The organism is Curvibacter sp. T50, from assembly GCF_057219955.1.
Genome location: NZ_JBXVVU010000001.1, coordinates 1,706,293 through 1,718,937, shown reverse-complemented (window position 1 = coordinate 1,718,937; position 12,645 = coordinate 1,706,293). Strand labels below are relative to the sequence as shown.

Here is a 12,645-nt window from a genome sequence, read left to right as displayed (position 1 = left end):
TACAATTCTCATTCATTCAATCCCCCGGTCCTCCCCATGCCGCTGCGCCGGCTTCACGCTGCCCTGTTCCTGCTGATCGCGGCATTCCTGTGTCTGCCGGCGGTGGCCTTGTTGCTGTCCTGGCTGCAATGGGACGGCGAGACACTTGCCATCCTGCGAGGAATGGCCGCTACCGTTCTGCCCGACTATGTCTGGACCACGGTTCAGCTTTCGTTGTGGGTTGGCCTGGGCGTGGCGCTGATGGGCGCGGCCACGGCTGCAACGGTCAGTTTGTTCGACTTCCCGGGTCGGCGCTTATTCGAATGGGCGCTGCTGTTGCCGCTGGCCATGCCGGCCTATGTGGTCGCCTATGCGTACACCGACTTTTTGCAGTTCAGCGGCCCGCTGCAGACGGGCTTGCGTGCGCAATTCGGCTGGGAGGGCCGCCTGCTGCCCGAAATTCGCAGCATCGGTGGCGCTGCATGGGTCTTCACCGTGTCGCTGTATCCGTATGTCTATCTGCTCACCCGAACCGCCCTGAGCGAACGCGCCGCGCAGCTGATGGAAGCCGCGCGGCTGTTGGGTGCTCCGCTGTCGCGGCGTATCCGGGAGGTCGCGTTGCCTATGTCCCGGCCTGCCCTTGCGGCAGGGGTGGCGCTCGCGTTGATGGAGACCCTGGCCGACTACGGCGTCTCCAGCTATTTCGGCATCCAGACCTTCACGACGGGCATCTACAAGGCGTGGTTGTCGATGGACAACCGCGTCGCGGCCTCGCAGTTGGCCACGGGGCTGCTGGTGGTGGTGGTGATCTTGCTGCATCTGGAACAACGGGCGCAGCGGAAGATGCGGTTTGCAACCGGTCGGGGCGGGCGCGGCGGCACCGCTGATGCGCAGCCCGTCCGTCTGTCCAGGCGCGGCTGGCCGGTGGCCTGGGTCCTGTGCGCACTGCCCATCCTGTTCGGTTTTGTGCTGCCGGTCGCCTTCATGGTTCGCCCGCTGGCCGCCGACTGGTCGGTGTTGCCCTGGGATCGGTTTGTCGACTGGTCGTTCAACAGCGTGCGTCTGGCGGCGCTGACCGCCGTTCTGGCGGTTGCCGTGGCGCTGGTGCTGGCGTTTGGCCAGCGCCGCAGCCCCGACCGACTCACGCGGGCGGTCGTCGGGTTGGCGGGCCTGGGTTATGCGGTGCCCGGCGCTGTCATTGTGGTGGGACTTTTGCTGCCGGTTGGCTGGCTGCAGCAGGTGGCGCCCCAGTCCGGCGTCGGCTTGCTTCTCACGGCGACATCCCTGGGTCTGGTCTGGGCCTATCTCGTGCGCTTTTGTGCGGTGGCCCTGCAGTCGGTACAAAGTGGCTACGCCCGCATCCCGGTCAGTCTGGATGACTCGGCCCGCATGCTTGGCTCGGGCGCCGCGGCGGTGCTCGGACGGGTCCATGTGCCGCTGCTGCGCCGCTCCCTCGTTGCGGCGGCGCTGCTGGTTTTTGTCGACGTGATGAAGGAACTGCCCGCGACCATGGTGCTGCGCCCGTTCAATTCCGATACCTTGGCGGTCGTGGCGTTCCAGCTCGCGCGCGATGAGCGGCTGGGCGAGGCGGCCCTGCCTTCGCTGGCGCTGGTACTGGTTGGCCTGATCCCGGTCATTTTGCTCAGTCGCACCCTGCGCAGCGCAACGCACTGAATCGACGGTGGCCGCTTTCCGGATTTCGGGGCCATAACAAGCGTATATTCGCAACTATCGAATTGAACGCTCGCCGGGCGGTCGACCGTCCAGGCAGGGGAACCTCATGGGAAAAACCATTTCGCCGCCACCCGCGCGCTCCGCTTCCGACGACTCATTGGCCGAGACCGATGAGGTTTTCGAGCTCGCGGCCGAGGTGTTTCGTGTCATGTCGGCGCCCATGCGGCTGAAAATCATCAGCAGCCTGTGCAACGGTGAAAAGAACGTCGGTGAGTTGCTCAGCGAGATCAACACCACCCAGCCCAACATGTCACAGCATCTCAACACCCTGTATCAGGCGGGAGTGCTTGGTAAGCGTCGTGAAGGCGTGCAAATCTACTATCGAATCATCAATGATCGGGTGGTGACACTGTGCCGAGCGGTGTGCACGCAGATTGCCATTGAAAACGACGTCACGTCGCGCTGAACCCCGGTAGCTGGGGGTTTCCCCGGTTTCAAGGCGGGAAAGCCTCTGATAGTATTGTCAATCTGAATATAACCATTCAGGCATATTAAGCTGGATGCGGTCGGGTTGTGGACTGGAATCGTTCTTTTGACATAGGAGATGCAATGAAAAGCTGGAGACATGGACTGGTACTTGCAGCGCTCGCGGTTGCAGCGCCATATGCGTCGGCCCAGGCGGCTGATGCCTTGCAGGTGCGTAACTGGGCCGCCGCTTGCGCCAACTGCCACGGTACCAATGGCGTGGCGCAGCCGGGCATGGAATCGCTGGCGGGTCAGAAACAGGAAGACCTGGCCAAAAAGATGCTTGATTTCAAGAATGGCCGCAAGCCAGCGACGGTCATGCACCAGCTGGCCAAAGGCTACAGCGACGAGCAAATCCAGCAGATTTCCGCCTATTTCGCGGCACTGAAGAAGTAAACCGGAGGAACTACCATGAAACGTCGTCAGTTTGTTCAGACTCTGGGTGCCGGTTCAGTTCTGGGTGCATCGACCCTGATCGCCGGATGTGCCACAACCGGTGGCAGTGGCGGCCCCCGTGTGGTGATCATCGGCGGTGGTTACGGTGGCGCCACAGCTGCCAAATACATCCGTATGTGGTCCGAGGGCACGGTCAATGTCACTTTGGTGGAGCCCAACGCCAGCTTCGTCTCCTGCCCGATCTCCAACCTGGTGCTGGGTGGTCACAAGACCATGGCCGACGTCACCACGCCTTACGACAATCTGGTCAAGCGCCACGGTGTGCAACTGGTGCGCGACATGGCTGCAGCCATCGACCCTGACAAGCGCGTGGTCAAGCTCGCCTCTGGCCAGGAATTGGGCTACGACAGGCTGATTGTGTCGCCTGGCATCGACTTCATGTGGGAGACCTTGCCCGGAATGTCCAAGGCGGGTGCGCAGGACAGGGTGCTTCATGCCTGGAAAGCCGGCCCGCAAACGGTTGCACTGCGCAAACAGCTCGAAGCCATGCCCAACGGGGGTGTCTATGCGTTGACCATTCCCCTGGCACCCTATCGGTGCCCCCCGGGGCCGTACGAGCGTGCCTGCATGGTGGCCAGCTACTTCAAGAAGGCCAAGCCACGCAGCAAGGTCATCATTTTTGATGCGAACGAAGACATCCAGTCCAAGAAGGGGCTGTTCCTCAAGGCCTGGAAAGAGCACTACGACGGCATGATCGAATACCGCCCGAAGCACGCGGTGACCGATGTCGATGCTGCCACCAACACCCTGAAGTTCGAGTTCAACGATGACTTCAAGCCAGCCGTGGCCAACGTTGTTCCTGCCATGCGTGCCGGTGATATCGCTGTCAAGACCGGCCTGGCTACCGCCAACAAGCGTTGGTGCGAAGTGGACTGGCTTACGTTCGAATCCAAGGCTGTCAAGAACGTGCATGTGCTGGGTGATGCCCTGCAGATCGCGCCGGCCATGCCCAAGTCGGGCCACATGGCCAACCAGCACGGCAAGACCTGCGCGGCTGCCGTGGTGGCGCTGCTCACGGGCAAACAGCCGGCCCAGCTGCCCATCTACAACAACACCTGCTACAGCTTCGTCACCGAAGAAGATGTGGTTCACGTCGCCAGCGTGCACCGGTATGACGCGGCCCAGAAAACCATGTTGACCGTGCCAGGTTCGGGTGGTGTCTCCAGTGCCGCCAGCGAGCTGGAAGGCCGCTACGCGATGGCTTGGGCGCGCAACATCTGGGCCGACGTCCTCGCCTGATGCGCCGATAAATTGCCGTCGGTCACAAGCCGGCGGCCATTTTTTTGTTCGTCCCGTTGACTCTATTTTGGATGGCCCCTACCGTGTTGGCATTGACTCCCCCCCAATTTCTGGCCCGCTGCATTCTTGCGGGTTTGACGGCTTTCGCCGCCAGCGCCGTGTTCGCCCAGGCCGACGAGGCACGGGCCAAGAAAATTGTCTCTGGCGTCTGCTTCGTCTGTCACGGTGCTGAGGGGGAATCGGCCAGCGAGGTCTTTCCGCGTCTGGCTGGCCAGCATGCCGAATACACGGCCAAGCAGTTGGAAAACTTCAAGAGTGGCAAGCGCAAGAGCACTGCCATGGCAGACATGGTGGCCAAACTGACACCCGACGAAATGATCGCGTTGGGCAAATATTTCGAGAAAAAGTCCCATCAGGCGGAACCACCCAAGGACCCGTCACTCGCCGCAGTGGGTCGCTACATTTACCACAGTGGTAACAAGTTCAGCGGCGTCGCAGCCTGCGCAAGCTGCCATGGTCCCGATGGCAAGGGCACGGCCAGTCTGCCCATGCTGGCCGGACAGTTTGCGTCTTACACCGAAAGCCAGCTCAAGCTGTTCAACCAGCGCGAGCGGACCAACGACAACGCGGTGATGCACTCCATTGCCAGCAAGATGACGCCGCTGGAGATGGCTGCCGTGGCCGAATATCTGAGTGGCAAGTAAACCGACGTCGGCATGACAGACGTGCCGGTGAATCGGTTCCCGTCTGGACTGCTTGCGTCGTCGCGCGTTATTCCAGGAGCTTGACCTTCTTCGGATCGAGCTTGTAGGACCACGGCAAGCCTTCGACCCGCCAGCCGTTGACGACCCGCTGACCTGCCTGCGGACCGCTGCGGGCAACATCACCTTCGTACCCGTCCACCACGTTGTACACCTTGGTGAAGCCGTACTTGGCCAACAGCGTCACGCTGGTCGCGCTACGGGCGCCCGAGCGGCACATCACGATGACCGGGCTGTCCTTGCCCAATTGGCGTGATTTCAACAGCGCTTCCATCTGCTTGACGAAATCCAGATTGCCTTCCATGGAGAAGGTGCTGTTCTTTTCATCCCAACCGGCGGAGTCACCGCTGAAATCCTGGTACGGAATCAGCGCATCGGCCGCCGTGGCCATGCCAAGGAAAGTCGCTTCGGCGCGCGAGCGGACGTCGACAAATGCCACCGCCGCTCCACCCTCGGCTTTCATGGCCGCCGCCTCTTTGGCCGTCAGATACAGTCCCAGAGGGGTTTTTTTGGCTTCGGGCACCTTGTCGGCCTCGATTGCCCAGGCGGCTGGGACGGCCGACAACACGAGCAATGTAGCCAACATGGTCAGACGGGGACGTCTGCGCAGCAAGGGGAGTGCGGGGAATTTCATGGACGGCCTCTCGGGTTGGCTGCCGAAGCGCCCATGCCACCGACATAGGCTGCGACTGCGCGCAGTTCCAGCTCACTGAGCCCTTCGGTCACGAAGGCCATGGCACCGGAATCATTCCGTCGCTCTTTCGCATGAAAGCGCCGCAACTGGTTCTCGACATACTGCGGATGCTGTCCCGCGAGTCGCGGCAATCGGGCGCTGCCCTGACCACTGGCGCTGTGGCAGGAAACGCAGGCGGGGACTTTGGTGTAGATGTTTCCCCGCTCGTAGATGTAACGGCCCACGCCGACCAGCAAGGCGTCGTCCGACGGATGCTGGGCCGGTTTTTGGACTTCGTAGTACGCACCAAGCGCCTGAATCTGCGCGTCGGTCAGCTCGCGGGCAATGGCATTCATCGCGTCGTATTTGCGCGTGCCGGCGCGGAAATCCTCCAGCTGCTTGCGCAAGTACTGCGCGTTCTGCCCGGCCAGCTGAGGAAACTGCGCATTGGTGCTCTCTCCCTGTTCGCCATGGCAAACCGCACACTGGTTTCGGGCGATCACCGACGCGACGTTGTTGCCCTGTGCATGGGCCAAGCCTGCCGCGGCCACGAGAACCCCCAGTGCCACCCATCGGGCGAGTCGTTGCGGTCTACTGTTTTGGTGATGTGCCATGCTCATAGTCTCCATGGCAGCACTTTATGAATCCTTATGAAAGAATGTATTGATTGAAGTCAACGTTCGTCCCGGCATGAGCGGGTCTGGTGGGAATGGCTCACTCAGGTCCGTGAGCGGTCTGCCCAGTTGTCACGCTGGACGGGTTCGCCGATAATTGCGCATTCACTGATATAGAGGCCGACTGTCAGGTCACGTTCGCCGCGCCGCATCGCCATGTCCTCAACGCCGATTCCTCTCCAACCGACATCGTTGCCGGGCAGCCCATTGCGCCGCCGCCTTCTGATGGCAGGCGCGCTTTGTCCGGTGGTGCCGATCGTGGGTGTTCCCCCTGCGAGGGCGGCGGAGCCGTTGTCTGCGCGTTTGCCGGCTTCCGCAAATCTGGCGGCTGAAATCCGTCGCGCGGTAGATGGGGGCTCGCCCCTGGTGGTCATGGTCAGTTTGAGCGGCTGCCCCTTCTGCAACGTGGTGCGTGACAGCTATCTGGCGCCGCTGCGACGCGAGATTGGCCTGCCCGTGGTACAGGTGGACATGCGCAGTGCCGTCGCCAGTACCGATGCCAAAGGGGGCCGCGCCTCACACGAGGAGCTGGCGCGAGGCTGGAAGGTGCGAATCGCGCCGACCGTGTTGTTCCTCGGGCGTGACGGTGTTGAACTGGCGGAGCGCCTTGTCGGTGGTTACCTGGCCGAGTTCTATGGTGCTTACCTTGAACAGCGCCTTGAGCAGGCTCGCCGGACGCTCAAAGCCTGATGGCGCACCTGTTTCTGCATTTTTTTCGACTGTACCCAGCGTAAAATGGTACCTTTTTGCTATTGAAATTGTAGTATTCCCAGATCTCGGCCGCAGCAAGCCGCAGTATCGGGACCATGACACAATGGCAGCCGCCTACCGGAGTGCTGCATGATCCCCATCAAGACCGAATCGGCCTGGAAAGGTACGTCCGACTGCCGCAACTGCGGCATTCGTGACATGGTGCTGTTTGCCGACCTGAACGAGCAGGATTTCGGCCTCATCCACGCGCCCATCGACGATCTGGAACTCCGCGCCGGTAGCGCGCTGTTCACCGAAGCCTCGAACGCGCTGGGGGTGTTCACTTTGCGCACCGGACTGATCAAGTTGGTGCGGGTGACACCCGATGGGCGCCAGCGTATCGTGCGGGTGCTGCGCCCCGGGGATGTGGCGGGGCTGGAAGCCCTGGCCACCGCGCACTACGACAGCGACGCAGTCGCGCTCACCGATATCAGCGTCTGCCGCATCCCGCTGGCGGTGATACAGACTCTGGCGGCGCAGTCGCCGCGCCTGCACAAGCGCCTGATGGAGAAGTGGCACCGCGCACTCAAGGAGGCCGATGACTGGTTGGCCGATCTGAATTTCGGCACGGCCCGGCAGCGGGTCTCACACTTTGTGCTCAAGATGCGCAGTCCGGCCGATGCTGGCATCGCCACCCTCTTTGCCCGCGAAGACATGGGAGCCATGCTCGACCTCAAGCTGGAAACCGTCAGCCGCGAGGTCAGCGCCCTGGTTCGGGAGGGGATGATCGAGCCGCTGGACAAACAGGGAAGGGTCTACCGCATTCTGGCGCCAGAACAACTGCTTGCCGCCTGATGGGAGCGGTTCGAGGCCTTGCTCCGTATGTAGCCAGCCATCGGTCGCGGCCGACGGGGCGGCGGAAACGGCACAATCCCTGCTTGGCCTTTGCTGCACCCTCCAATCGATACCCAAGGAAAACTGCCATGCCGCTCGTCGTCTTCAACCAGAAAGGGGGGGTGGGCAAGTCGACCATCACCTGCAACCTCGCCGCCATCAGCGCCAGCCAGGGCCTGAGCACCCTGGTGATTGACCTGGACCAGCAGGGCAACTCCAGCAGCTACCTGCTGGGCGAGGCCGCGCAGGGCGACCATGCCAACGTGGCCGGTCTGTTTGAACATACGTTGAGCTTCAGCCTGCGTCCGCTCGACCCGGCCGACTACATCGTCGAAACCCCGTTCGAGAATCTGCACCTCATGCCCAGCAGCCCGGCGCTGGACGAACTGCAGGGAAAACTCGAATCGCGCCACAAGCTCTACAAGCTGCGCGAAGCGCTGCAGAAGCTGTCTGAACGCTATGACCGCATCTACATCGACACTCCGCCTGCGCTGAATTTCTACACCCGCTCGGCGCTGATCGCCGCGCGCGGCTGCCTGATTCCGTTCGACTGCGACGAGTTTTCCCGCCAGGCGCTGTACACGCTGATGAACAACGTGCAGGAAATCCGCGCCGACCACAACCCGGACTTGTCGGTGGACGGCATTGTGGTCAACCAGTTCCAGCCTCGCGCCAACCTGCCGCGCCGCCTGGTGCAGGACCTGATCGACGACGGCCTGCCGGTGCTGCAGCCTTACCTGCCCTCATCGGTGAAGGTGCGGGAATCGCACGAGCAATCCACCCCCATGGTCTACCTCGACCCCGGACACAAACTCACCCAGGCGCTGCTGGCGCTGCACAAGGCGGTCGAGGCGGCCCGGGCGGTCTGAGGGCGAACGATCGCGGGCCCCTTGGGGGCAGCGGAAGTCATGTTTCGATAGCAATCATTGACCTTTTCGCGCTGGGTACAAGGCGGAAGGCCCACCAATCCTCGGCGGTGGATGCGCGCGGGCTGGCCTGTGTTGTCAGGCGTTCGAGCTGTCTCGCCTGCAGGCCCCGGTGTCGTTGGCTGGCTGCTGCGCGGGCGGCCGGGACCTTGGAGCGGGGGTGCGACCGAAAGCCCGAAGCGGTCAGCGGGTTTCGCCTGCGCAGCGGCGCCAGCCGCAACGGTTCGAGCAAGGATTCGGTGGTCACGATAAAATATAAGTGACTGGCAATATAAAGAACGGTGTTTCAGGAGGCAACATGCATTTGACAACTCGGCTCTCCCTGGCGGTGCTGGCGGTCAGCATGTTCTGCGCACCTTTGGCCCGGGCCGACAGCAAGGCCATTGCCATTGACGAGATGGCCGGCTATCTGGAGTTTGTGGACTACGGCGGGGGCGTGATTTTTCCTGAGCAGATTCCGCGAGACGAGTGGCCGCGCATCTTCGTGATCGACGCCCGTGATGCCGGCCAGTTTGCCAAAGGGCATATTCCTGGCGCGATCAACATGGACTGGCGTCAGGTGCTGGCCCGGCGAAACGAGATTCCGAAGAACCGGTCGGTACTGGTCTACTGCAACACGGGATCCTTGTCGGCGCAGGCGGGCTTTGCGCTACGGGTCGCCGGGTGGGAGAACGTCCGCATCCTCCAGGGCGGAATGGAGGAATGGAAGGCCAAAGGGGGCTTCGACGCAGCCGCGCGGACGAACACTCCCGCGCGGCACTGAATCGGCATTCACTCCAAGGGGCCGCGCAGCGCGAATCAAAAACCGTGGCTTCTGCGCCGGGACTGTGCCGCAGGCCGCTTGCCTGCCGTTCAGTGCCAGTTTTCGAGCAGCGGTCGGGTGCGGCGCCAGGCAAAGCGCAAGGCGACCAGGTAACTGGTTGCATCGTCCGGGACCGCCTTGGCTTCGTCGGTTGCCCGTTCGAGCACTCCGCACAGGTGTTGCAAGGTCAGGGCGCCTACGTTGCTGGCAGTCCCGCGCAAGGAGTGGGCGGCCAGGCTCAACCGCTCGGCATCGCCGTTCATGATTGCCTGCTCGATGGATGCCAGGTGGACAGGTGCCTCATGAATGAGCAGGCCGATGACTTCCCGGGTCATCGTCAGTTCGGGATCGTCAAACTCCCGGAACTCGTTCAACCGGTCGAAATCCACCAGACCCATGGGCATGGCCGCTTCCGTATCGCTGAACCGCATCGGTGTCGGCGCTTCGGCAGCCATGTCGGCATCCGTTGACCGCGATGGCGGGGCTTCCTCGTTCGCGTCGTCGCCGTTCCTGGGCTGCGTGGTCTCGCCCTTGACCCAGTGGTCGAGGGCCTTCACCAGTGCACGCAGTTGCAGCGGTTTGGTCAGGTATTCGACCATCCCGGCATCCATGCATCGTTGCATGTCTTCGCGCGAATCACCCGCCGTCAGGGCGATGATCGGCGGCGCGAACTTGCCATGGGCCGAGACAATGGCCCGGGTCGCCTCGATGCCGTCGACCTCGGGCATGTGCACGTCCATCAACACGGCGCCCAGCCACTCGCCCCGTTCCAGTGCTGCGGCAACGCTGTCGATGGCTTCCTGCCCGCCCTTTGCCTTGAGGACTTTGTACCCTAGCTTCAGCAGCATCGCGCAGGCAACTTCCAGATTGATCGGGTTGTCATCGACAACCAAAACGGCCGGTGTACTCGTTTCCTGATCGGTTGCAACCGGCCGGGTCAGCATTTCGACCTCCGGGGCGTCCTCGGCTACCGCATCGGTGTCGGCCCACGGAGCCAGAGCAGTAAACCAGAACAGGGAACCTTTGCCGGGCTTGCTTTCGACATTGATCTCGCCGCCCATCAACTCCACCAGGCGTTTGCAGGTCGCCAGACCCAGGCCGGTGCCGGAGTGCTTGCGGCTGGTGGAAGAGTCCAGCTGGGTGAACGGCAGAAAAATGTTGCCCAACTGGTCGGACGCAATCCCCTGGCCGGTGTCCTGGACCCGAACTTCAAGCATCGGCAGCGCTGCGGGATTCGCTTGGACGAATGGTCGTACCTTGACGGAAATGCTTCCGGCTTCGGTGAACTTGACGGCGTTCAGCAACAGGTGACTCACAACCTGGGCCAGTCGGGTGGGGTCGCCCTGGGTAACCCAGGGCACGCGGCCTCGGCCAGGGCGGAAAACCTCGCCCGGTACGTCCACCAGCAATTGCAGGCCCTTGGCCTGCGCGGGTTCGACGGCGGATTCGCAGGCTTGCACGACCACATCGCGCACGTTCAGGGGCTCCGTCCGCAGGAACAATTCGCCGGAATGGGTCCGGGAGAACTCCAGGATTTCGTCAAATACCGATTGCAACTGCTGGCTGGACAGGCTCAGAATCCGCAGGTAGTTGCGCTGCTCTTCGTTGAGGGTCGTGTGGGCCAGAAGTGAGCCCATGCCGACCACCCCGTTCAACGGTGTGCGCAGCTCGTGACTGATGACGGCAAGAAAAGCCGATTTGCTGCGTGTTGCGCTCATCGCGAGGTCGCGAGCCGCCGCCAGTTCGGTCGTTCGCGCGAACAGTTCGTCTTGCAGCGCTTGCACCTGCCCGTCGGGCAGCAGGGGCATGGAGGGGGGATACGTGACCGGGCCGGCAAGCGAGTCGAAGTTCCGGTCCTGTCGCTGCAGGTTGCAATCAACCATGGCCTGCGTCAAAGCGGCCAGCTCTTGTACAGGCGTCGGTGGAACCCGATCCAGCGCGAATCCATCATGCAGACTTTCCACCCCACGCCTCAGATAAAGCAGGTAGTTGGCCATGTGGTTTGCGCTGTAGACGCCAATCAGCCCACCGGCGAGCATCAGCGCGCCGATGCCCATCAGCAACGCGATCAACCCCGATTGGCTCATGACGCGAAAGTCGCCCTCAGGGGCCGCCACCACCAGTCTCCATTGCAGGCCATCGGCGCTACCGACGCGGGCAACACGGCTGAAGAGGGGTTCATCCCCGTTCGCCAGGCGAACACTGTGGTCGGCAGGATTCTCGCGAAGACCGGGCGCCGCCGCCCATTGCTGTTCCACCGCTGCATAGCTGGCCCGCACAAGTCCGTTGGAACTGCTGTGCGGCGTGCGCAAGGCCGGCTGCCCGTCCTTGAGGTGCGTTGTCAGCGTATCGGTGCTGCTGGCCAGCAGAAAGCCGTTTTCATCCACTACATACGCCACGCCATTGGGTGAGACCGGTTGGGTGCGCAACAGGCTGGACAAGGCCTCAAGGCGCAGATCGACCCCCAGCACACCGGCAGCTGCGCCTTCACCGTCATAGACCGGCTGAGAAACCGTGAGCAACAGCTGTTTGTTGATTGTCGACAGCGTGACCGGTGAAAACACCCGGGCCTTGGCCTGCAATGCGGCGTCGGTCCAGGGGCGGTTGCCCGGTGCCGCGCTCTGGCCAGCCGTTTCGGCAAGCCTGAGCGGCGACTTGGCCGTGCTCGACGAAAAAACGCGGGCCCCGTTGTCCAGAGCTCCGCGCCCGCCGAAACGTAGCCCATCGGCCGCGTTCTCGACGCCATGTGTACGACCGTCGGCACCGGTGAAGTAGATGAAACGCAGGTCCGGCGAAGAACGGGCCAGCGCGATGGCCATCGGCGCAAAAAGGGCGGGATCACTCACCCATTCCGATGTGCGGGTCCTCTGCGGGCTTGTCGCGCCTTCCGGCGCCATCCCGTCAAGAGCGCGGGTTGCGTGGCGCAGATGGGCCTGAACGGCTGTTTGCCCGCGCAAGGCCGCCTCCCTGAGGGTCCGCGAGGCCAATTCGTCAACCGAGGCCAGATCACGCTGGATCAGCAGATACCCCAGACCGATGGCCGGAAGCAGAACAAGAAGCAGCAAACTGAGGCCGAGCAGGCTGCGAATCGAGAACTGTTTCATGTGCGGATCGGCACGAGGCGGGCGGGGAGGAGTCTCGTGGGACGTATCGGAACTTCAACCGGGGATGTCGCAGTATGGAGGAATCGCACCGGAAACTCTAGCGGCGTGTGGGGCGGTTGCCACTGCGAGCGAACGCTTCGAGTACGTCGGCGGAAACTCGGTTGCCAGTGACACAAAAACGCGTACCAATGGAGTACTTCCTGTCTGACCAGCCCGCCGGTCAGGGGTTGGCCTTGGGGAAAGCCGGG

Annotated in this window: 13 protein-coding genes; 9 read left to right on the top strand and 4 right to left on the bottom strand. The window is 62.6% G+C overall.

The features are described from left to right. Positions 1–36: 36 nt before the first annotated feature. The 5 genes from AC2EBU_RS08185 to AC2EBU_RS08165 all read left to right on the top strand — a co-directional run bounded on the left by AC2EBU_RS08185 (position 37) and on the right by AC2EBU_RS08165 (position 4,577). The gene (locus AC2EBU_RS08185) at positions 37–1,653 is read left to right on the top strand and encodes an ABC transporter permease (RefSeq protein WP_484609863.1); all 1,617 of its coding nucleotides are present in this window, start codon (positions 37–39) and stop codon (positions 1,651–1,653) included. 106 nt (positions 1,654–1,759) lie between these two features. Next, positions 1,760–2,119: an ArsR/SmtB family transcription factor gene (locus AC2EBU_RS08180; RefSeq protein ID WP_484609862.1), complete on the top strand. Its 360-nt coding sequence runs from the start codon at positions 1,760–1,762 to the stop codon at positions 2,117–2,119. 143 nt (positions 2,120–2,262) lie between these two features. Next, positions 2,263–2,574, top strand: coding sequence for a c-type cytochrome (locus tag AC2EBU_RS08175; protein WP_484609861.1), 312 nt, complete (start codon positions 2,263–2,265; stop codon positions 2,572–2,574). Positions 2,575–2,589: 15 nt separating this feature from the next. Then, positions 2,590–3,873: an FCSD flavin-binding domain-containing protein gene (locus tag AC2EBU_RS08170; RefSeq protein ID WP_484609860.1), complete on the top strand. Its 1,284-nt coding sequence runs from the start codon at positions 2,590–2,592 to the stop codon at positions 3,871–3,873. 92 nt (positions 3,874–3,965) lie between these two features. Continuing rightward, positions 3,966–4,577, top strand: coding sequence for a c-type cytochrome (locus tag AC2EBU_RS08165; protein ID WP_484609859.1), 612 nt, complete (start codon positions 3,966–3,968; stop codon positions 4,575–4,577). 67 nt (positions 4,578–4,644) lie between these two features. Here AC2EBU_RS08165 and AC2EBU_RS08160 read toward each other — a convergent pair whose 3' ends face one another. Both AC2EBU_RS08160 and AC2EBU_RS08155 read right to left on the bottom strand, forming a co-directional pair. Beyond that, complete coding sequence (locus tag AC2EBU_RS08160; protein WP_484609858.1) at positions 4,645–5,268, bottom strand: rhodanese-like domain-containing protein; 624 nt, start codon at positions 5,266–5,268, stop codon at positions 4,645–4,647. Continuing rightward, a complete protein-coding gene (locus tag AC2EBU_RS08155; protein ID WP_484609857.1) occupies positions 5,265–5,921 on the bottom strand; it encodes a c-type cytochrome in 657 nt (218 codons plus the stop codon). The genes AC2EBU_RS08160 and AC2EBU_RS08155 overlap by 4 nt, the downstream gene beginning before the upstream one ends. Before the next feature lie 216 nt (positions 5,922–6,137). On the opposite strand from AC2EBU_RS08155, the gene AC2EBU_RS08150 reads away from it, so the two are divergent. The 3 genes from AC2EBU_RS08150 to AC2EBU_RS08140 all read left to right on the top strand — a co-directional run bounded on the left by AC2EBU_RS08150 (position 6,138) and on the right by AC2EBU_RS08140 (position 8,434). Then, positions 6,138–6,671 (top strand): thioredoxin fold domain-containing protein, encoded by a 534-nt coding sequence (locus tag AC2EBU_RS08150; protein ID WP_484609856.1) that lies wholly within the window; start codon positions 6,138–6,140, stop codon positions 6,669–6,671. Positions 6,672–6,821: 150 nt separating this feature from the next. Further along, complete coding sequence (locus AC2EBU_RS08145) at positions 6,822–7,526, top strand: Crp/Fnr family transcriptional regulator (protein WP_484609855.1); 705 nt, start codon at positions 6,822–6,824, stop codon at positions 7,524–7,526. A gap of 128 nt (positions 7,527–7,654) precedes the next feature. After that, a complete protein-coding gene (locus AC2EBU_RS08140; protein ID WP_484609854.1) occupies positions 7,655–8,434 on the top strand; it encodes a ParA family protein in 780 nt (259 codons plus the stop codon). A gap of 37 nt (positions 8,435–8,471) precedes the next feature. On the opposite strand, the gene AC2EBU_RS08135 is transcribed toward AC2EBU_RS08140, so the two are convergent. Next, the gene (locus AC2EBU_RS08135) at positions 8,472–8,738 is read right to left on the bottom strand and encodes a hypothetical protein (RefSeq protein WP_484609853.1); all 267 of its coding nucleotides are present in this window, start codon (positions 8,736–8,738) and stop codon (positions 8,472–8,474) included. A gap of 51 nt (positions 8,739–8,789) precedes the next feature. On the opposite strand from AC2EBU_RS08135, the gene AC2EBU_RS08130 reads away from it, so the two are divergent. Next, positions 8,790–9,254, top strand: coding sequence for a rhodanese-like domain-containing protein (locus AC2EBU_RS08130; protein WP_484609852.1), 465 nt, complete (start codon positions 8,790–8,792; stop codon positions 9,252–9,254). 89 nt (positions 9,255–9,343) lie between these two features. Here the strand turns inward: AC2EBU_RS08130 and AC2EBU_RS08125 are convergent, their stop codons facing one another. Then, positions 9,344–12,397, bottom strand: a complete 3,054-nt coding sequence (locus AC2EBU_RS08125) for a hybrid sensor histidine kinase/response regulator (protein ID WP_484609851.1) — start codon at positions 12,395–12,397, stop codon at positions 9,344–9,346. Positions 12,398–12,645: the final 248 nt, after the last annotated feature.

Coding starts and splice junctions, on each gene's coding strand:
- AC2EBU_RS08180 (WP_484609862.1), top strand. CDS start 1,760: ATGGGAAAAACCATTTCGCCGCCACCCGCGCGCTCCGCTTCCGACGAC.
- AC2EBU_RS08145 (WP_484609855.1), top strand. CDS start 6,822: ATGATCCCCATCAAGACCGAATCGGCCTGGAAAGGTACGTCCGACTGC.
- AC2EBU_RS08125 (WP_484609851.1), bottom strand. CDS start 12,397: ATGAAACAGTTCTCGATTCGCAGCCTGCTCGGCCTCAGTTTGCTGCTT.
- AC2EBU_RS08155 (WP_484609857.1), bottom strand. CDS start 5,921: ATGGCACATCACCAAAACAGTAGACCGCAACGACTCGCCCGATGGGTG.
- AC2EBU_RS08185 (WP_484609863.1), top strand. CDS start 37: ATGCCGCTGCGCCGGCTTCACGCTGCCCTGTTCCTGCTGATCGCGGCA.
- AC2EBU_RS08150 (WP_484609856.1), top strand. CDS start 6,138: ATGTCCTCAACGCCGATTCCTCTCCAACCGACATCGTTGCCGGGCAGC.
- AC2EBU_RS08175 (WP_484609861.1), top strand. CDS start 2,263: ATGAAAAGCTGGAGACATGGACTGGTACTTGCAGCGCTCGCGGTTGCA.
- AC2EBU_RS08140 (WP_484609854.1), top strand. CDS start 7,655: ATGCCGCTCGTCGTCTTCAACCAGAAAGGGGGGGTGGGCAAGTCGACC.
- AC2EBU_RS08170 (WP_484609860.1), top strand. CDS start 2,590: ATGAAACGTCGTCAGTTTGTTCAGACTCTGGGTGCCGGTTCAGTTCTG.
- AC2EBU_RS08130 (WP_484609852.1), top strand. CDS start 8,790: ATGCATTTGACAACTCGGCTCTCCCTGGCGGTGCTGGCGGTCAGCATG.
- AC2EBU_RS08160 (WP_484609858.1), bottom strand. CDS start 5,268: ATGAAATTCCCCGCACTCCCCTTGCTGCGCAGACGTCCCCGTCTGACC.